15 protein-coding genes and 1 tRNA gene are annotated in these 17,978 nt (G+C 64.5%); 8 read left to right on the forward strand and 8 right to left on the reverse strand.

The features are described from left to right. The first annotated feature begins 53 nt into the window (after nucleotides 1-53). The gene (locus tag ACM9LZ_RS13160; RefSeq protein WP_416619933.1) at nucleotides 54-890 is read left to right on the forward strand and encodes an SDR family oxidoreductase; all 837 of its coding nucleotides are present in this window, start codon (nucleotides 54-56) and stop codon (nucleotides 888-890) included. Nucleotides 891-1,079: 189 nt separating this feature from the next. On the opposite strand, the gene ACM9LZ_RS13165 is transcribed toward ACM9LZ_RS13160, so the two are convergent. Further along, nucleotides 1,080-1,169, reverse strand: a tRNA-Ser gene (locus tag ACM9LZ_RS13165). 211 nt (nucleotides 1,170-1,380) lie between these two features. Between ACM9LZ_RS13165 and ACM9LZ_RS13170 the strand changes: the two genes are divergently transcribed. The 3 genes from ACM9LZ_RS13170 (at nucleotide 1,381) to ACM9LZ_RS13180 (ending at nucleotide 4,807) form a co-directional block, all read left to right on the forward strand. After that, on the forward strand, nucleotides 1,381-3,813 hold the full coding sequence (locus ACM9LZ_RS13170) for a response regulator (protein ID WP_416619934.1): 2,433 nt from the start codon (nucleotides 1,381-1,383) through the stop codon (nucleotides 3,811-3,813). A gap of 131 nt (nucleotides 3,814-3,944) precedes the next feature. Beyond that, a complete protein-coding gene (locus ACM9LZ_RS13175) occupies nucleotides 3,945-4,346 on the forward strand; it encodes a response regulator (RefSeq protein ID WP_416619935.1) in 402 nt (133 codons plus the stop codon). Further along, nucleotides 4,343-4,807, forward strand: a complete 465-nt coding sequence (locus ACM9LZ_RS13180) for a GNAT family N-acetyltransferase (protein WP_416619936.1) — start codon at nucleotides 4,343-4,345, stop codon at nucleotides 4,805-4,807. The genes ACM9LZ_RS13175 and ACM9LZ_RS13180 overlap by 4 nt, the downstream gene beginning before the upstream one ends. Before the next feature lie 162 nt (nucleotides 4,808-4,969). Here ACM9LZ_RS13180 and ACM9LZ_RS13185 read toward each other — a convergent pair whose 3' ends face one another. The 3 genes from ACM9LZ_RS13185 to ACM9LZ_RS13195 form a co-directional block, all read right to left on the reverse strand. Next, nucleotides 4,970-5,938, reverse strand: a complete 969-nt coding sequence (locus tag ACM9LZ_RS13185; protein WP_416619937.1) for a LysM peptidoglycan-binding domain-containing protein — start codon at nucleotides 5,936-5,938, stop codon at nucleotides 4,970-4,972. A gap of 63 nt (nucleotides 5,939-6,001) precedes the next feature. Then, nucleotides 6,002-6,655, reverse strand: a complete 654-nt coding sequence (locus tag ACM9LZ_RS13190) for a cytochrome b/b6 domain-containing protein (RefSeq protein WP_416619938.1) — start codon at nucleotides 6,653-6,655, stop codon at nucleotides 6,002-6,004. Between the two features lie 82 nt (nucleotides 6,656-6,737). Further along, nucleotides 6,738-7,202: a c-type cytochrome gene (locus ACM9LZ_RS13195; RefSeq protein WP_416619939.1), complete on the reverse strand. Its 465-nt coding sequence runs from the start codon at nucleotides 7,200-7,202 to the stop codon at nucleotides 6,738-6,740. A gap of 259 nt (nucleotides 7,203-7,461) precedes the next feature. Here ACM9LZ_RS13195 and ACM9LZ_RS13200 point away from each other — a divergent pair, with 259 nt between their 5' ends. Further along, nucleotides 7,462-8,061, forward strand: a complete 600-nt coding sequence (locus ACM9LZ_RS13200) for an LOG family protein (protein WP_416619940.1) — start codon at nucleotides 7,462-7,464, stop codon at nucleotides 8,059-8,061. 162 nt (nucleotides 8,062-8,223) lie between these two features. Then, nucleotides 8,224-9,441: an NADP-dependent isocitrate dehydrogenase gene (locus ACM9LZ_RS13205; RefSeq protein ID WP_416619941.1), complete on the forward strand. Its 1,218-nt coding sequence runs from the start codon at nucleotides 8,224-8,226 to the stop codon at nucleotides 9,439-9,441. A gap of 269 nt (nucleotides 9,442-9,710) precedes the next feature. Here ACM9LZ_RS13205 and ACM9LZ_RS13210 read toward each other — a convergent pair whose 3' ends face one another. Beyond that, the gene (locus ACM9LZ_RS13210) at nucleotides 9,711-10,166 is read right to left on the reverse strand and encodes an RrF2 family transcriptional regulator (RefSeq protein ID WP_416619942.1); all 456 of its coding nucleotides are present in this window, start codon (nucleotides 10,164-10,166) and stop codon (nucleotides 9,711-9,713) included. A gap of 175 nt (nucleotides 10,167-10,341) precedes the next feature. On the opposite strand from ACM9LZ_RS13210, the gene hmpA reads away from it, so the two are divergent. After that, entirely contained in the window at nucleotides 10,342-11,553 is a 1,212-nt protein-coding gene (hmpA, locus tag ACM9LZ_RS13215; RefSeq protein ID WP_416619943.1) for an NO-inducible flavohemoprotein, read from the forward strand. Nucleotides 11,554-11,629: 76 nt separating this feature from the next. On the opposite strand, the gene ACM9LZ_RS13220 is transcribed toward hmpA, so the two are convergent. From ACM9LZ_RS13220 to ACM9LZ_RS13230, 3 genes are all read right to left on the reverse strand, one after another. Next, complete coding sequence (locus ACM9LZ_RS13220; protein WP_416619944.1) at nucleotides 11,630-13,498, reverse strand: methyl-accepting chemotaxis protein; 1,869 nt, start codon at nucleotides 13,496-13,498, stop codon at nucleotides 11,630-11,632. 320 nt (nucleotides 13,499-13,818) lie between these two features. Continuing rightward, the gene (locus tag ACM9LZ_RS13225) at nucleotides 13,819-14,193 is read right to left on the reverse strand and encodes a GcrA family cell cycle regulator (protein WP_416619945.1); all 375 of its coding nucleotides are present in this window, start codon (nucleotides 14,191-14,193) and stop codon (nucleotides 13,819-13,821) included. A 266-nt stretch (nucleotides 14,194-14,459) separates the two neighbouring features. Beyond that, complete coding sequence (locus ACM9LZ_RS13230; protein ID WP_416619946.1) at nucleotides 14,460-15,911, reverse strand: NADP-dependent isocitrate dehydrogenase; 1,452 nt, start codon at nucleotides 15,909-15,911, stop codon at nucleotides 14,460-14,462. 392 nt (nucleotides 15,912-16,303) lie between these two features. Between ACM9LZ_RS13230 and ACM9LZ_RS13235 the strand changes: the two genes are divergently transcribed. Further along, nucleotides 16,304-17,974, forward strand: a complete 1,671-nt coding sequence (locus ACM9LZ_RS13235) for a methyl-accepting chemotaxis protein (RefSeq protein ID WP_416619947.1) — start codon at nucleotides 16,304-16,306, stop codon at nucleotides 17,972-17,974. The last annotated feature ends 4 nt before the right edge of the window (nucleotides 17,975-17,978 follow it).

Genomic DNA, 17,978 nt, shown 5'->3' on the forward strand with positions numbered 1-17,978 from the left:
ATTAGCATAGCTACATGACCCTCGACAGTGGAAGAAGGAGCGAGGAGCAGGCCATGGGCAAGATCTGGCTGGTGACGGGCGCAAGCCGGGGGCTTGGACGCGAGATTGTGCGGGCGGCACTCGATGCAGGCGACACGGTCGTGGCAACGGCGCGCTCCGCCGATGCAATGCGCGATGCCTTCGGGGGCAAACCCGATCGCCTCCACCCCCTCGCGCTCGATATAACCGATGCCGACGCGGCGAACGCGGTCGCCATAGAGACCACAGAGCGCTTCGGTGCTATCGACGTGCTGGTCAACAATGCCGGCTATGCCGAACTGGGGTTCTTTGAGACCTTCACCGATGAGGCGGTGCGGCGCCAGTTCGAGGTCAATCTGTTCGGCACGATGAACGTCGCGCGCGCCGTGGTTCCTCAGATGCGCGCACAGCGCTCAGGGCTAATCGTCACCATCTCGTCGGTCAGCGGGCTGGTTTCCAACGGCGGTGGGGCGGTCTACTCAGCATCGAAGTTCGCGGTCGAGGGATGGATGGAGGGCTTTGCGCAGGAATTGGCACCGTTGGGTGTCCGCTCGCTTCTGGTCGAGCCTGGCATGCTGCGCACCGACTTCATGGACCAGAAATCGGCGCGCTTCGGCAGCATCGACATTCCAGACTATGCCGAGGCGATCGCGCAGTATCGCGCGTTCGTGGACGGGCCCACGGCAACCAACCGGGCGATCCAAAGCTGCTCGCCGCGCGGATTGTGGCGCTTGCTTCGCAGAGCGAGGCACCGTCGCGGTTCGTGTTCGGCGAGGACGCCCGGCAGTGGGTCGGCGCGAAACTCGACCAGTTGCAGAAGGAGATCGCGCAGTCCGCCGATCGCAACTGATATCGCCGGCATGAATGACTGACCTTTGGCCACTCGTTCATGCCCTTCAGTTTCATGCCCAATCGCCAGCCCCCCATGCGTGGGCTCTGGCCTTCAGGATTTAGCGGGCTGTCGCGTAGAGCCAGCGGTTCTGCATGCCAATTGGGGAGGTGCGGCGATCGGCGGCACTATCGCACCCACTATCGCGCCATAGAGGGGAAAGTGGCGGTGATGGCGGAAGAGGTGGGATTCGAACCCACGGACGGCTCGCACCGTCGCTGGTTTTCAAGACCAGTGCCTTAAACCACTCGGCCACTCTTCCGCAATTATCCGGACGGGGCCGGATGTGGTGCACAGGGCTAGCCGAACTTGCGGGCCAGGGCAAGCCCCAGTTTCATCTCCGGGCGACATCCGGCATGGCGGGTGGGAGAGCGCCCCGGCGGGGTCGCTGGTCGCCCTTGCCTTAGGGTTAATATACTGTTTACGCTATTGCGGCGCGGTAGGGCGCGGCTGCACGAAGGGGTTATGCACCCATGCATGGTGACGACGCGGATGACCTCTTCGCACCAGAGGATGAGGTTGCCGGCCCGGCCGCCGGGGCCGGGGGGGAGCAGCCCTGGCCCGTGCTTGTCGTCGATGATGACGAGGAAGTGCATATCATGACCCGGCTGGTGCTGGGCCGGCTGACCTACAAGGGGCGGCCGCTGGAACTGCTGTCGGCCCGGTCAGGTGTGGAAGCGGATGCCATATTCCGTCGGCGCGACGATATCGCCGTGGCACTGCTGGATATCGTCATGGAGACCGATGATGCCGGCCTGCGCCTTGCCCGGCGCATCCGGGACGATTTCGCCAACAGCGACGTGCGTCTGATCCTGCGCACGGGCCAGCCGGGCCAGGCGCCCGTGCGCGACGTGATCGTCAATTACGACATCAACGATTACAAGTCGAAGACCGAGCTGACGGCCGAGAAGCTGTTCATCACCATCATCACGGGCCTGCGCTCTTTCGACAATATCCGCAGCGCGCGCATGGCGGAAAGCGCCAGCCGGCTGAAATCCAGCTTCCTGGCCGCCATGAGCCATGAAATCCGCACGCCCATGAACGGGGTCCTGGGCATGCTGGAACTGCTGTCGCTGACGGGGCTGGACAGCGACCAACTGGAAATGCTGTCCACGGCCCAGGTATCGGCCGGCGCCCTGCTGCGCATCATCGACGATATCCTGGATTTCTCGAAGATCGAGGCAGGCCGTATGGATATCGACCACCAGCCCGTCGACATCCCCGCCATCGTGGAGGGGGTGGCCGACATGCTGGCCCTGCAGGCCCGCAAGAAGGGACTGGTCCTGGATATCCATGTCGATCCGGCGATCCCGCCTTGCCTGCTGGGCGATCCCGTGCGGCTGCGCCAGATCCTGTTCAACCTGGCCGGCAATGCCGTGAAGTTCACCGACCATGGCAGCTTGCATATCCGGGCGGACCGTACACCGGACCCGGCGCCCGGCCGGGTTCGACTGCGTTTCACGGTGCGCGACACAGGCATCGGCATCAGCACCGAACACCAGGCCCGGCTGTTCCAACCCTTTGTGCAGGCGGAAACCTCCATTGGCCGGCGCTTCGGCGGTACGGGCCTGGGCCTGTCGATCAGCCAGCGGCTGGTCCACCTGATGCACGGTGCCATCGGGCTGGACAGCGTGCCCGGCCGCGGCTCCACCTTCTGGTTCACGCTGGAGCTGGATGCGGCCGAGGGGGTGCAGGCGGGGACGGCTGCGCTTGCCGCCCCGCCACTGGCCGGGCTGGGCGTGGGGCTGGACATAACCGACCCGGACTTGGCGGAAACGCTGGCCGCCTATCTGGTGCGGGACGGGGCCGTGCTGCTGGATACCCACCGGCCGGATGTGCAGGTGCGGATCGCCATGGCCGGCACAGGCCCCCTGCCATCCTCGACCAGTGCCCTCGCGCTGTCCGAAACAATTCCCGCACCTTCCGGCGGCGGCCCCGCACTCGTCCTGATCGCCGATGGGGAGGCGCGATGGCCCTGCGAGGGGCTGGTGGCGGATGGCCGGCTTCTGCTGTCCCGCCCCATTCGCCGCGCAGCCCTGCTGCGGGCTGTCGCCGTGGCGGCAGGGCAACCGGTGGCGGAACCGGCCGCCCTCCGGACCGGCCCTGTCAACCGTCCGCCGGTTCCCGGCCCGGCGGAGGCCGCGGCCAGCGGCCGCCTGATCCTGGTGGCGGAGGACCAGAAGGTCAACCAGATGGTCATCCGCCGGCAGTTGGAACAGCTTGGCCATGCCTGCGAAATCCATGGCGATGGCGTTGCCGCCCTGGCCGCTTGGAAGCCGGGCGCCCATGGCTTGCTGCTGACCGACTGCAACATGCCGGACATGGACGGGTATGAACTGACGGCGGCCATCCGCGCGCGGGAAGCGGCCGGCACCCTGCCCCGCATGCCCGTCATCGCGCTGACCGCCAACGCCATGGCAGGAGAGGACCAGCGCTGCCTGAATGCCGGCATGGATGATTTCCTGGCAAAGCCGGTGGATCTGGCTCAGCTTCAGCGCTGTCTGGAACGCTGGATGGGTCCCGTCCCCGAGCCGTCGGACACAGCGCGGGCCACCGGCCCCGACAGCCCACCGGCACCGGCCATCTTCGACCCCGCCATCACCATCGACCTGTTTGGCGGGCTGGACGGGGAGGCCGCGGCCTTCCTGGAAGAATTCCGCCGATCCTTGCGCGACCTGTCCACCGCAGCCCTGCGCGCGCTGCAGGACGGGGACAGGGAAAAGGCGCGCGGTCGCGTCCATGCCCTGGCCGGTGTGGCCAAGAATGGCGGCGCCCCGGCGCTGGGGGTGCTGGCCGACCGGGTCGAAGCCGCCCTGAAGGAAGGAAGGACGACCGAGGCGGGTATCGATGCCATAAAGATACCCGGTATGATTGATGAGGTTGTTGCCGCGATCGGCACGCTGTAGTCAACTAGGCGAGCGGGTTGCAGGAGTGCAGCGCGGCACAAGCATGGCGTGGGTCGGCGGGCATGGCACGCGCTGTCCCGTGCGGGAAGTGCGCGCCATGCTGAAAGTACAGACACCATTTGGGAGGGCTCATGTCGGTCTATGTCACCTTCAGCCGGATGAACGCCCTGATCGTGGAGGACCAGGCCTTCATCCGGACGGTCGTGTCCCGCATTCTGAAGCAGTTGGAATTCAATCAGATATGGGAAGCGGATGAAGGGACGACCGGGCTCGGCCTGGCACTGGAGCGCAAGCCCGACATCATCATCTGCGATATCGAGATGGCGCCCATGGATGGGCTCACCTTCCTGCAGAATCTGCGGCAGCAGGAGGAACTGGGCCGCCGCACCCCTGTCATCTTCCTGACCAACCACGCGCAGAAGGACATGGTGCTGAAGGCCCGCGACCTGGGCGTGAACGCTTTCATCGCCAAGCCCGTGACCGTGATCGGCCTGCGGGAGAAACTGGCCGTGCTGCTGGGCTCGCGGCGATGACGCAACCGGTGGTGCGGTTCCACTGGCAGGGGTTCGACGGCTTCGATGCCCTGTCCTTGTACGACATGCTACGATTCCGGCAGGACATCTTCATCGTGGAACAGAATTCCGCCTATCCGGACCTGGACGGGCTGGACCCGGCCTGCGATCACCTGCTGGCCTGGGACACCGATGGCCGCATTGCCGGTTATCTGCGCGCCTGCGGACCCCATGCCGGGCAGCCGGCTTTCCTCGGCCGCATCGCCATCGCCCCTGCCCATCGTGGGGGCGGGCTGGGACGGCGTCTGGTGACGGAGGGTATGCGCCACATGGCCGGGCAGCATCCCGGCCAGCCGATCCGCATCGGCGCGCAGCAGCATCTGGCCCGATTTTATGAAAGCTTCGGTTTCCGCACGATGGGCGCACCTTATGACGATGGGGGCATCGCCCACGTCACAATGTGGCACGGATTAAAGGGATAGGCCGCACCTTGTTCGGCGGCGACTGCCGCCACCCGGACGTGCCGCGTCGCCCAAGCTGCCAGACGGCAGCGCCGGCAAAGGAGGGCGGTGATCGAACACGATCAGCGAGATTTGGTGTCAGGCTTTACCCGAAGGCCCCCTGCCCTCTACGCCACCATTCCATCATCCACCAGATGGCAGCAGGAATATCTGACCGGGATAGATTAGGTCGGGGTCGCGGATCTGGGCCTGATTGGCATCGAAGATGACGGTATATTGCAGTCCTTCGCCATAGGTGCGGCGGGCAATGGCCCAGAGATTGTTACCCGGCACAACGACCACGGCCCGACCCGCCAATGCCTGTTCGGGGATCGGCTTCTTGTCAAAATTCACCTCGGCCCGGCTGACCACCTTGCTGTCGGGACCGACCTGATCGACACGCAGGCTGTATTGTCCATCCTCCAGCCCGCGTTCCGGCGTGAGGGCCCAGCGGCTGTCTTCGCCCACCGTCGTCCGGCCGATCAGCGTGTTCTGGAGATAGAGCATCACCTCCGTCCCCGGCTTGGCCTTGCCACCCACCGTCACCTTGCCGCCGCGATCATAATCGATCGTATCGATTGTCACTTCGCCCGCAGGCCGCGGGGCACCATCCTGCTCGCCCGAGCGCGGGGCCTGCAGCACGCGGCTACCACCGCCGTCGGACAACACGGCAAGGGCCCCACCCTCTGCACGCCGACCGGCCAGATCACGGTCACGGTCCGGCACGGCCAGGACGACCGTGGCCTCACCCCTGGTCAGGGTGCCATCCGTGGCCACCTGCTCCAGCCGCAATTCCCGTGCGCCGGGTTCCAGCGGGTCGGACGGCAGGAAAACCCATTCCCCCCTGCCATCGGCCACGACGCCGCCCAACAGCGTATCGCCATCCAGGATGCGCACCGTGGCCCCGGGCAGGGCCCGGCCGGCGATCACGGCCGATCCGTTCACCTCCACCCGGACCACATCGAAGGCAGGCAGGCTGACGGATCGGGCAGCCGGCGCCTGCGCAGCCGGTGTGCCTGCGGGACCATCCGCCGCCGGTCGCATCTGCCATGCCACGGCACCGATGGCAACAACAGCAAGAGCGGCCAGGGGGATAAGAATCTTGCGGTCCACGGGCATGGTCACCTTGATCTTGCCGGGCGGGGGTGAAGGAAGGGGGAAGAGAGGCCCCGAGGGTCAGGCGAAGCTGACCAGTCCCCATATGGCGGTAATGGATATTGCCGCGACAAGCGCGGCCCGTACAAGCGAAACGATCCGGGGAGCCGGAATGTTCCCGGGCAGGTTCATGCGTCCCGTCACCATGGGCCGAACCAGATCCAGCCGCTTCCACAGCGCATAGAGCAGAATGGCCGCGACATGCAGGCCGACAATGATCAGCAGGATATCGAAATTGGTCATGTGGATGGTGCGCATCAGCGACGACACCGACCCGGTGACATAGGGAACCAGCGGGCCATCGGTCAGGATGCCATCGCTGGTGAACAGGCCCGACCCGGCCTGCACCGCCACCACGGCCAGCAGCGCCAGCACCGACAGCGCACCCAGCGGATTATGGCCGGCATGGGGTGGCAGGCGACCGGGCGCCCGCAACTCCCGCAGGTGCCCCATGATGGCCGACGGACCGCGCACGAAGCTGGCGAACCGCGCCGTCTGGGACCCGACCAGCCCCCAGATCAGGCGGAACAGGACCAGCGCCAGGACGGCATAGCCAAAGCGCATGTGCCAGTCGAACGCCCCTTCCTCCCCCGTGATCCAGGCGCCGGCGATGCAAAGCACCAGCAACCAGTGGAACAGGCGGGTCGGCAGATCCCAAACCAGCGTCTTGCGCATCCTGCGGCCTCCTTGACACATGCCTTCATGCTACCGCGGGCGGCCCCCTACCGGATTGCGGAGGACCGCCCGCGCCGGCACATTACTCGCGATAGGCGTCGTGGCAGGCCTTGCAGCTTCCCCCCAGCTTGCCGACCTGGTCCCCGATGGCCGCCTTGTCGCCGCCGGCCGCCGCCACGACGAAGGCTGCCGCCTCAGTCTGGAACGCCGTGGTCTTGGCCTTGAAATCGTCCGGGTTGGTCCAGATGCCGGGCTTCGCCTCGCTCTTGCCCAGACCGGCGGCCGTGCCCTCGGGCCACCAGCCGGGGAATGCCTTCGCCACGGCATCGATGGTGGCGGCGGCGGCCTGCACATCGGCCGCCGTGCCGCGCCCGTCGCGCACAAAGCCGGCCGCGGCCTTCATGGCGTCGCCGGCCTTCTTCAATTCGGTCTTGCGGGCCTCCACCACGGCCAGCGGGTCCTGCTGGGCCTGCGCGCCGGCCACGAAACCGGCCAGGCTGGCCGCTGCGACAATGCCGGCCACCATGGTGCCGAAACGATGCTTCATCACTCAACTCCTCCGTCATGCGGTGCCGCGGACGCCCTGTGGGTCGGCCCGGCCGGGGGTAACGGCGGCCCGATCCGCCTCGGGAACACCATCGGGTGAGATGGGGTGCGCTTGTGTCCCGTCAACAGATGGTGTAGGGCCGAAGGGATCGATGGCGCATCCTGATCGCAACCGCGAGCAGAGTGCCCGCTGTCGGGGTCAATTTGCAAGCCGCTGCCAAGGGGTCGCGGCATTGTCTGTAGAGGAAAGCAGCACCACCATGTCGTCCATCCGTAGCGTCTGTGTTTATTGCGGTTCCTCCGACTTCGTTGCCGACAGTTTCAAGGAGGCCGCGCGCCAGACCGGTACGCTGCTGGCCCGCAGCGGATTCGACCTTGTCTATGGCGGTGGCCGGGTCGGCCTGATGGGGATCGTCGCCGATGCCGGCCTGTCGGCCGGTGCCAAGGTCACCGGCATCATCCCCGATCACATCAAGCGCTACGAGGTCGATCACCTGGGCCTGACCGAACTGATCGTCGTGGAGAGCATGCACACCCGCAAGCGGATGATGGTGGAGCGGTCCGACGCCTTCGTCATCCTGCCGGGCGGCATCGGCACACTGGATGAGATGTTCGAGATCATCACCTGGCGACAGCTCCGTCTGCATGGCAAGCCGGTGATCATCGTCAATATCGACGGGTTCTGGGACCCGCTGCTGGCCCTGCTGGACCACATGACGCTGACGGGTTTCATGCGCAAGCCCAACCTGCCGGGCGCGGAGGATCGCCTCTACCACGTGGTCGACAGCGTGGAAGAGGTGCCGCCCCTGCTTGCCCGCCTGACGGAGGCGGCGCATAAAGTCAAAAGTGAAAAGATGTAAGGGGCCGGGCATTGCCAATGCCGCAGCCCAGCCACGCGGATCGATACGAAAATTACCAGGGCCGGTCCGGTTGCGACCGGCTTGCGAATAGGCTTTATTGACAACCGCCGGACCGGCCGCTGGATCGCCGCCGGCACCCCTCACCCATGGGAGAGCGCCTCCATGACGAAGATCAAAGTCGTCAATCCGATCGTGGAACTCGACGGCGACGAAATGACCCGCGTGATCTGGCAGTTCATCAAGGACCGCCTGATCCTTCCGTACCTGGACGTGGATCTGAAATACTACGACTTGGGCGTCGAATATCGTGACGCCACCGACGACAAGGTCACCGTCGAAGCCGCCGAGGCCATCAAGCACTACGGCGTTGGCGTCAAGTGCGCCACCATCACCCCCGACGAAGCGCGGGTGACGGAATTCAACCTGAAGCAGATGTGGCGCTCGCCGAACGGCACCATCCGCAACATCCTGGGCGGCACGGTGTTCCGTGAACCCATCATCTGCAAGAACGTGCCGCGCCTGGTGCCGGGCTGGACGCAGCCGATCGTCATCGGCCGCCATGCCTTCGGCGACCAGTACAAGGCCACGGACTTCATCATTCCCGGTGCCGGCCGCCTGTCCATCACCTTCACCAGCAAGGACGGCACCAGCAACATCCGCCACACGGTCTTCGATTTCGACGGGCCGGGCGTGGCGATGGGCATGTACAACGTGGACGAATCGATCCGCGGTTTCGCCCGGGCCTGCATGAATTACGGCCTGCTGCGCGGCTATCCGGTCTATCTGTCCACCAAGAACACGATCCTGAAGGCCTATGATGGCCGCTTCAAGGACCTGTTCCAGGAAGTGTTCGAGACGGAATTCGCCGACAAGTTCACGCAAGCCGGCATCACCTACGAACACCGCCTGATCGATGACATGGTCGCCTCGGCGCTCAAGTGGTCTGGCAACTTCCTGTGGGCCGCCAAGAACTATGACGGCGACGTGCAGTCCGATCTGGTGGCGCAGGGCTTCGGCAGCCTCGGCCTGATGACCTCCGTCCTGATGACCCCCGACGGCAAGACGGTGGAGGCGGAAGCCGCCCATGGCACCGTGACCCGCCATTACCGGGAACATCAGAAGGGCAAGCCCACCTCAACCAACCCCATCGCCAGCATCTTCGCCTGGACGCAGGGCCTGACCTATCGCGGCAAGTTCGACGATACGCCGGACGTGGTGGATTTCGCCAAGACGCTGGAGCGCGTCTGCGTGGACACGGTTGAAGCCGGCTACATGACCAAGGACCTAGCCACCCTGATCGGCCCGGACCAGAAGTGGCTGACCACGCAGGACTTCCTGGCCAAGCTGGACGAGAACCTGCAGGCCGCGCGCGCCAAGTGATAACAACGGTCGAAATATTTGACTGTTGGTATCGGCGACCGCCGCCGCGCCGCTCGTGCGGCGTAGCCAAGCCAACGAATGTTGGTGCCGGCATTTGCGGGCGGTGACCAGAACCAATTGGTTCTGGTCACCGCAAAATAGGATAAGATCCCGCGACAGGGACGTCAGAAAAGAAGTTCAGGAGCCCCGGCCGTGGATGACACGCGCCGGGGTTTTCTTTTGCGCATCAGGTCCGGCCAATCCGGAGCGGAGCAGGTACTGCCCGCAGGTCAAGGAACCGGTGGCGCCGGTTCCAGCCCCAGCACCTGCATCATGCCGGCCGGTCGCGCCAGCAGGTCGGCCAGCGTCACCCCGTCCAGCACCGCCAGGAAGGCGGCCAACGCCTGGCCCAGTACCTTTTGCAGGCGACAATCGCTGGTGATGGGACAGGTGTTGCCCGTCTCGAAGCATTCCACCAGCGACATGTCGGATTCCAACTGCCGGACCAGTGTGCCCAGGTTGATGTCCGCCGGCTCCCGTCCCAGGGCCAGACCGCCATTGCGTCCGCGAACCGTGCGGATATGACCCAACCGGCCCAGTTCATGGACGATCTTGGTCAGGTGATTCTCCGATATGCCGTATCGTGCCGCGATTTCCGGCACGGTGGCCAGCCCCTCGCGCTTCATGCCCAGGTAAAGCAGTACACGCAGGCCGTAATCGGTATAGCGGGTCAGCCGCATCGTCATTCCTTCCACACCCCCTTCCCCATGCCATCCACGCCTCGGCAGGGCAAGGCCCATGGGCCGACGCCTGCCATGCGACAATCCGGCCGACCAAAAGATGCATTATATATATTGCTTTAAATTCATCGAGCCAAGATAAGGTGTATTTCATAAACATCTTTATAACGGAGCGTTCCCGATGTTGAGCCAGGAAACCATTGCCATCGTAAAGGCCACCGCCCCCGTCATGCACCGGCATGGCGAGACCATTACGCGGCACATGTATGACAAGCTGCTGCGCGCACCAGCCATCCGCGCCCTGTTCGATCCCACGCACCAGCGCAATGGCACCCAGGCCCGGGCCCTGGCGGCAGCTGTAGCCGCCTATGCCGACAACATCGACAATCTGCCTGCATTGGGACCGGCGGTGGAGCGTATCGCGGAACGGCATGTGGCCCTTGGCGTACAGCCGCACCATTACGATATCGTGGGCACCAACCTGCTGGAATCGGTGCAGGACATTCTGGGCGAGACCGCCACGCCCGCGATCATGGGGGCCTGGGCGGAAGCCTGGGTTGCCTTGCGCGATATCTTCGTGCAGGTCGAACAGGCCAGGTACCGCGATAATGCGGGCGCGCCGGGCGGGTGGTATGGCTGGCGGCCGTTCCGCGTGGCCCGAATCGTGGAAGAGGGGGGCCCGGTCCGCAGCCTGTATCTGGAACCGCAGGATGGGGGCGCCGTCCTGTCCTTCCGTCCCGGACAATATCTGACTGTGCGCCTGCCCGTGGACGGCCATGGACCGCTGTTGCGGCATTACAGCCTGTCGGATGCGCCGCGTGCCGGCGGCTACCGCATTTCCGTGAAACGCGAAGATGCGCCCGGTGCCGGCCTTCCCCACGGGCTTGGGTCAGGGTACATCCATCGCCATCTGGCAGAGGGCGACATCGTGGAGGTGGCACCCCCCGCCGGCAATTTCCTGGCCCCGGATGATGGCCGGCCGCTGATCCTGCTGGCGGGAGGTATCGGGATCACCCCGTTCCTGTCCATTCTGGAAGACGCGGCAGAACGGGGCGACCGCCGGCAGATGCGGGTGATGCACGCCGTTCGCGACCGTGCCCACCATGCATTCGGGCCGCGCCTGCGGACGCTGGCAGCCACGCATGCCAACATCACGGCCGGAATTTTCTATGAAACGGTGAGCGAGCGTGACGTGCAGGGCCATGATTATGACCATGCCGGTCGCATCGATCCTGCCGCCCTTGTCTCCCGGTCGCCCGACACCCATTACATGGTCTGCGGTCCCAAGGGCTTCATGGCCAGCATGATCCGCGGATTGCGGGCCGGCGGCGTCGCCGCCGACCGGATCAGCTATGAATTCTTCGGCTCCCATGAGCAGGATCTGATCGGCTGAGATTTCACAAAAAGGCGGGGCCGTATCCATGGCGGATACGGCCCCGGAAAACTCTCCGGCACAGCACATTGTCCCGTCAGGCCGCCCGCGCTTCCTGCAGGAAATTGTCGACCTGCACCGCCAGCCGTCCGGCCCCCTGGCTCAGTTCGGCGGCAGACCCGCGAACCTGCTGGGCGGCCGATCCTGTCTCACCCGTGGCCTGGGTGACACCCGTGATGTGTTCCGTCACGTCACGGGTGCCGATGGCGGCCTGGGTGATGTTGCCGGCAATCTCCCGCGTGGCGGCCTGCTGCTGTTCCACGGCTGCGGAGATGGCGGCAGCGGTCTCGTGGATTTCGCGGATGACTTGGGTGATCCCCCGCAGCGCGGTACCGGCGCTGTTGGACGCCCCCTGGATTTCCTCCACCTTGGACCGGATACGGTCGGTGGCCTGGGCGGTCTGGTTCGCCAGCCCCTTCACCTCCGATGCCACCACGGCAAAGCCCTTGCCGGCTTCCCCCGCACGGGCGGCCTCGATGGTGGCGTTCAGGGCCAGCAGGTTGGTCTGGCTGGCAATGGCGGTGATCAGGTCCACCACCTCGCCCACCTCCCGCGCGGCCTCCACCAGGCGGTTCATCAACTGGTCGGCCTTGGCGGCATCGGTCACCGCCTGGCTGGTGCGGTTGTTCGAAACCTCTGCCTGGCGGCCGATCTCCTGGATGGACGCTGACAGTTCCTCCGTGGCGCTGGCCACGGCCGCGACGTTGGTGCTGGCCTCTTCCGCGGCGGCGGCCACGGCGGTGGACTGGCCGTTGGCATCGGTCGCCGTGCGGCTCAACGCATCGGCGGCCTGCGCCATCTCCTCCGCCGCCTGGCTGACCAGATCGACGACGCTTTTGACGTTGCGCTCGAAATCGTCTGTCAACTGGACCTGCCTTGTGATCAGCGACCAGGTGAGCATCGGGGCCACATAGCGTCCCTGATCGTCGCGGATAGCGGTGACGCGCAAATCCATCACCTCATTGCCCAGCTTGATCTTGGCCCGATGCGGCAGGGCATTGGGGTTGGACAGGATGCGGCGCTGATGCTCGGGGTGGCGGTGCAGGATGTCGATGGACTTGCCGGCCAGCTCGTCGGCCTTGCAGGGCAGCAGATGCTCGACGGTCCTCAGGACCTCCAGGCTCCGCTTGTTCATGTAATCGATCTTGAAATCGTTGGACGGGTCGCAGGTCATGACCCCCAGCGGCAGGTCAGCAATCATCTGTGCCTGGGCAAAGGCGCGGGAAACCGTCTCGCGCAACTGGTCGAAGGCTGCCGCCATGCGGCCCAGCTCGTCCTTGCGGTCCAGTCGCATCGGTCCCGTCGCCCGGCCTTCGGACAGCTCGGCCATGGCCAGACTGATGCGGTTCAGGGGCGTGACAATGATCCTGGCCAGCAGCAGCGCGCAAAGGAGGGCAGCCAGCGCGGCGACACCGACGCCCGTCCACAACACGGCATTGATCCCGTGCAAGCCTTCATCGGCAATGGCGGAGCGCTGCTCCAGGCGGCCGCGCTCGCGCGTTTCGATGGTGTTCAGTTCACGGTGCAGACGCTCGATGATCGGCGCGCTTGCCCGGTTGGCCACCATCTGGCGTGCCGCCTCCAGCCCATCCGGCTGCGAGGCCAGGGCAATCTCCCTATCCGCAACCTCTCGCTTCCAGTCAGCGGCGGCTTCCTCCACGACCTGGAAAGAAACCTGATCCTGCGGCACCCCGCCCTCGCGGCTATATTGCCGGGCCCTCGACATGGCGGCGGCGAAACGGCTCTGACCTTCCGTCACCGTATCCAGGAAGGACTTGTCACCGGTGATCAGGAAAGCGCGAAGAGCCGATTCCTGCTGCTGTATGGCCTGCTGGAGGTTTCCAACCTCGTCCAGAACCTGATAACTGTTCGTATTCAGATCCACGGCCTGGTGCGTATTCTGCATGAACATGCTCATGCCGATACCGGCACCGGTGACAACAGTCACCAGAAGACCAAAGGCAAGTCCCATCTTGCCAATAACGGGTATATCTGAAAACCGGGCAATCATGACGTGCTCCCCCTCACCCTGACACTCGTTCACTGGAAGCAGGATGCATTCGACAAGATTACCTATAATTTAATATGGTTAAGCCTTGCAGTTGATTTGTTGGAAACTATCCGTTTGCACTGGTATCGGATGGAAGGCCTTCAATAGCGCGCCAAGAAAAAAACCCCGGCACCGCGAAGGCACCGGGGTTCTCGAAATCCGCCAGGGGCGTAAGATCAGGCGACGCCCAACTTGCGCTCATCCTCCCGCTTGCGGGCGGGTTGGTAGGCGATAGCGGCGTGTTCGGCACAATAAGGCAGGCCATTAAGCGAGGGCTTGCCACAGAAATGGAAATCCGGCGACTTCGGATCGCCGACCGGCCACTTGCACATCCGTTCGGTCAGGGACAGGATGGTGGCGCCCTTGGTCGGCTTTTTCTTGATGGGAGATGGCCGGCCCGACAGCCCCAGCCGGTGCGCCTTGCCGATAACGGCGTTGCGGGTGACATTGCCCAGCAGCTCGGCGATTTCGCTGGCACTCATGCCTTGACCCCAAAGCTGGCGCAGCTTTTCAACGCGCTCTTCGCTCCAGGTGCTTTCCGTCGCTTCCACGCTCCATATCCCCTTATTGGTATGGCAATAACCGGCTTGGATTAACGTTAACCCTTCAGAAGGCAACAAGTTGCAATCTGCCTGCGAATTAACGTCTTATCCATTGTATGGCCACTAAATATGGTGGCCGCTTGATTCCAAACCTACCAAATTTGATTCGCGTTGGGTAGGGGGGCGGCCACGGATTCCTGTGGGTAACTTCCTTACCTATACGAGAGTGAGGGGCGGACTATGCCGCCCCTCACCCGTTTGGCCGATCCCCGCCCTTACTGCCCGGCCGCGAGGGAGAAGCCGTTGCTCCCATCAAAGCTGTAGAGGCTGGCCGTCTGCACCACATCCAGCCCAGCCTGGGTGAAGCGGCCCAGGGTGGCGACGATGGCCGCCGGATCGACGGGGCTCTTGCCATCGCCCATCATCCGCAGACGCCAATGGTCGGTGCAGAAGGTCTCCGGCGCGCCGTCCGGCCAGACCTTCTGCCCCCGGTTGGAAATCATGGTCAGTTTCAGGTCATCCCCGATCAGCGCAGCCACGCGGGCTGCCATGTCGTCGCCGGTGCCGCCCTTGTGATCCAGAAACAGGTCAACGCCGATCAGCTTCTTTTCCTGCCGGACGGTATCCTTCAGCGCGATGCCCGCGAAGCTGGCCTTCTCGCCCACCTGATATGAAGCAGGCGTGAGCTGGACGGGGCGCTCACCCAGCCGGTCGATCAGGTTCGCGGCGAAGTCGCGGGTGCCGACACGGGCCTTTGACACACCACGCTTGAAGATATCGACGGTATGGATGCCGTCCTCGATCATCTTCAGCCAGGCATTGTGGATCTTCTCCGCCGCTTCCGCCTGGCCGATATGGACCAGCATCATGACCGAAGCCAGGATCAGGCCCGACGGGTTGGCGATGCCCTTGCCGGCGATGGTGGGGGCTGAACCGTGGATGGCCTCGAACATGGCGCACTGGTCGCCGATATTGGACGAACCGGCCAGACCGACCGAGCCCGTGATCTGGGCCGCGATGTCCGAGATGATGTCGCCATAGAGGTTCAGCGTGACGATGACGTCGAACTGCTCGGGCGTGTCGGCCAGACGGGCCGCGCCGATATCGACGATCATGGTTTCATGCTCGATATCGGGATATTCGGCCGCGATCTCATCGAAGGTGCGATGGAACAGGCCATCGCTGATCTTCATGATATTGTCCTTCACGAAGGCCGTCACCTTGCGGCGATGGTTCGCGCGGGCATATTCAAAGGCGTAGCGGATGATCTTTTCCGAACCGGGACGGGTGATCAGCTTGACGGCCTGCGTCACTTCCTGCGTCTGGCGGTATTCGATGCCGGCATAAAGGTCTTCCTCGTTCTCGCGCACGATGACCACGTCCATGGTGGGGTGCTTGGTCGAGACATAGGGGTGATAGGAGACGCAAGGCCGGATATTGGCGTAAAGGCCCAGCGCACCACGGATGGTGACGTTCAGCGATTTGTACCCGCCCCCCTGCGGCGTCGTGATGGGGGCCTTCAGGAACACCTTGGTGCGGCGCAGGCTTTCCCAGGCGCTGGGCTCCATGCCGTTCATGATGCCGCGCTTGTAGACGCTTTCGCCGATCTGGATTTCCTCGACCGCGAGATTGGCTCCGGAAGCCTGCAGCACTTCCAGGGTGGCATCCATGATTTCGGGGCCGATACCATCGCCGCGGGCGATGGTGATGGGGGTGGGTTCAGTCATGTCTGGGTCCTTGTCATCAACGCCCGTCCCCTTCAGCGGGGTTGGCCGGGCATGTGGCGGCAACCTAATCCCGCTGCCCCTTGCGCGCAATCGCACCAATGGTCGGGGCCGGTCTGCCAGTGCGAGGCAAGTGCCGGACAATAAAACACTTTTGTGTCTGCCCGATGACGGGGCCGGCATGATCCGGCAAGCAGACAGGCGCCCGCGGATCAAAATCTTGCCCAAGGAATACCAGGGCATGTTGCCCGCCGATCGATTTTGCTCCAGAATTGATGCACCGCACAATCAGCATGAATTTTCCATCGATCATATGGGCGCAGAGTTCCACCGCCAGCGACGCTCATGCCGGCAACCATACGTCGCGCGGATATGCTCATAACAAAGGAACGACAATGGCACTTGGCATTGATGAACAGGACGCCCACGCCCGCCGTCTCGCGGTCTTCAAGATCACGCAGCGTGATCTGGCGCTGGCGGGGGAACTGGCAGATTTCGCGCAGGCCCGGCTGCCCGGCCTGCTGCGTCAGTGGCATTCCCGTTTTGCGGCATGGCCGGAAATACAATCAGCCCTGGCCAGCGACGATGTCCATGCGGTTCGCGTGGCCCATTGGACCCGGGCCGTATCCGGCCGGCTGGACGCGGAGTTCCTGTCATCGGCCAAACGGCTTGCCCAGGCATTTTACGACAATAATGTCCCAGGCTATGCCGTAGCCATCTGCCACAATACCGTGATGAACGGGATTGTGGAGGCGCTGGACCTGACCGATGACGGCCGCTCCGACGGCCTGTTCGGCCGCGGTGCATCGGCCCGCCGGCGCGCCATGCGGGACGCACTGACCCGCATCGTCTGGCTGGACCTGGAATTGTTGCTGGAAACCTACGCGGAGGCCGAAAAGGCCACCCGGTCACACGCGCTGGTCCATATGGCCGAGACGGTGGAGCGGGAAGCCAGCGCCGCCGTGGAACAGGTGGCCACCCGGACCGGCGGCATGGCCCGCGAGGCGGAAGGCATGGCCGGATCAGCCGGGCGGGTCGGTGCCAACGCCCAGGACGTGGCCGACTCCGCCCGTGAAGCCCTGACCACGGCCCAGACCGTCGCCAGCGCCACAGAGCAGCTTGTCGGCTCCATCCGCGAGATTTCCACCCAGGTGGTTCATTCCAGCACGGTAACCCGCCGCGCGGTGGAAACGGGCGACAAGGCGGCCGCCACCATCCGCACCTTGTCCGATGCGGTTGGCAGGATCGGCGAAGTGGCGCAAATGATCTCCGACATTGCCGGCCAGACCAACCTGCTGGCGCTCAATGCAACGATCGAGGCCGCACGGGCCGGGGAGTCCGGCAAGGGGTTCGCGGTTGTGGCGGGAGAGGTGAAGAACCTCGCCACCCAGACCGCCCGCTCCACGGAGGAGATCGGCCGGCAGATCACCGAAATCCAGAATGTGACGGGTCAGGCGGTGGCTGCCATGTCGGAGATCGGATCAACCATCGACGAGATCGACCATGTCTCCGCCGCCATCGCCGCCGCCATCGAGGAGCAATCCGCCGCGACGCAGGAAATCGGCCGCAATGTTGCCGCCACCTCCGCCGCCGTCAGCCACGTGGCCAACAATATCGCCGCCGTGTCCGATGAAGCTCAACGCACGGGCGAGCAGGCCTCCCGGGTGAAGGCCGGCTCCGCGGAGGTCGCCGGCAGCATCGAGGAGCTTCGCCGGGTATTGGTGCGCGTCGTCCGAACCAGCACGGAAGAGGCGGACCGTCGGCGCAAGCCGCGCTATATGGTCGATGAAGGCGGCCTGATCGAACAGCCGGGCGGGTCCGCCAAGGCGCGGCTGGTCAATATCTCGGAGGGCGGCGCCATGCTGCGGATGGATGGCCCGGCCCCCGCGGTCGGCAGCACAGGCACCCTGTCCCTGCCCCGCCTGCCCGGCCTGACGATGCGCTTCCGCGTCCTGGGACAGGAACGTGACCTGGTCCATGTTAAATTCGAGGCTGCGGATACCGCGACACCAAGCTTCCGGAAAGCGTTCGACGCACTGACCCACGGCCTGAAGCAGGTGGCATGACCCT

Origin of the sequence: Niveispirillum fermenti, assembly GCF_048066175.1 — a bacterium.
Classification (GTDB): Bacteria; Pseudomonadota; Alphaproteobacteria; order Azospirillales; family Azospirillaceae; genus Niveispirillum; species Niveispirillum fermenti.

Coding starts and splice junctions, on each gene's coding strand:
- ACM9LZ_RS13200 (WP_416619940.1), top strand. CDS start 7,462: ATGTCGTCCATCCGTAGCGTCTGTGTTTATTGCGGTTCCTCCGACTTC.
- ACM9LZ_RS13160 (WP_416619933.1), top strand. CDS start 54: ATGGGCAAGATCTGGCTGGTGACGGGCGCAAGCCGGGGGCTTGGACGC.
- ACM9LZ_RS13175 (WP_416619935.1), top strand. CDS start 3,945: ATGTCGGTCTATGTCACCTTCAGCCGGATGAACGCCCTGATCGTGGAG.
- ACM9LZ_RS13195 (WP_416619939.1), bottom strand. CDS start 7,202: ATGAAGCATCGTTTCGGCACCATGGTGGCCGGCATTGTCGCAGCGGCC.
- ACM9LZ_RS13170 (WP_416619934.1), top strand. CDS start 1,381: ATGCATGGTGACGACGCGGATGACCTCTTCGCACCAGAGGATGAGGTT.
- ACM9LZ_RS13210 (WP_416619942.1), bottom strand. CDS start 10,166: ATGACGATGCGGCTGACCCGCTATACCGATTACGGCCTGCGTGTACTG.
- ACM9LZ_RS13230 (WP_416619946.1), bottom strand. CDS start 15,911: ATGACTGAACCCACCCCCATCACCATCGCCCGCGGCGATGGTATCGGC.
- ACM9LZ_RS13235 (WP_416619947.1), top strand. CDS start 16,304: ATGGCACTTGGCATTGATGAACAGGACGCCCACGCCCGCCGTCTCGCG.
- ACM9LZ_RS13220 (WP_416619944.1), bottom strand. CDS start 13,498: ATGCAGAATACGCACCAGGCCGTGGATCTGAATACGAACAGTTATCAG.
- ACM9LZ_RS13180 (WP_416619936.1), top strand. CDS start 4,343: ATGACGCAACCGGTGGTGCGGTTCCACTGGCAGGGGTTCGACGGCTTC.
- ACM9LZ_RS13190 (WP_416619938.1), bottom strand. CDS start 6,655: ATGCGCAAGACGCTGGTTTGGGATCTGCCGACCCGCCTGTTCCACTGG.
- hmpA (WP_416619943.1), top strand. CDS start 10,342: ATGTTGAGCCAGGAAACCATTGCCATCGTAAAGGCCACCGCCCCCGTC.
- ACM9LZ_RS13205 (WP_416619941.1), top strand. CDS start 8,224: ATGACGAAGATCAAAGTCGTCAATCCGATCGTGGAACTCGACGGCGAC.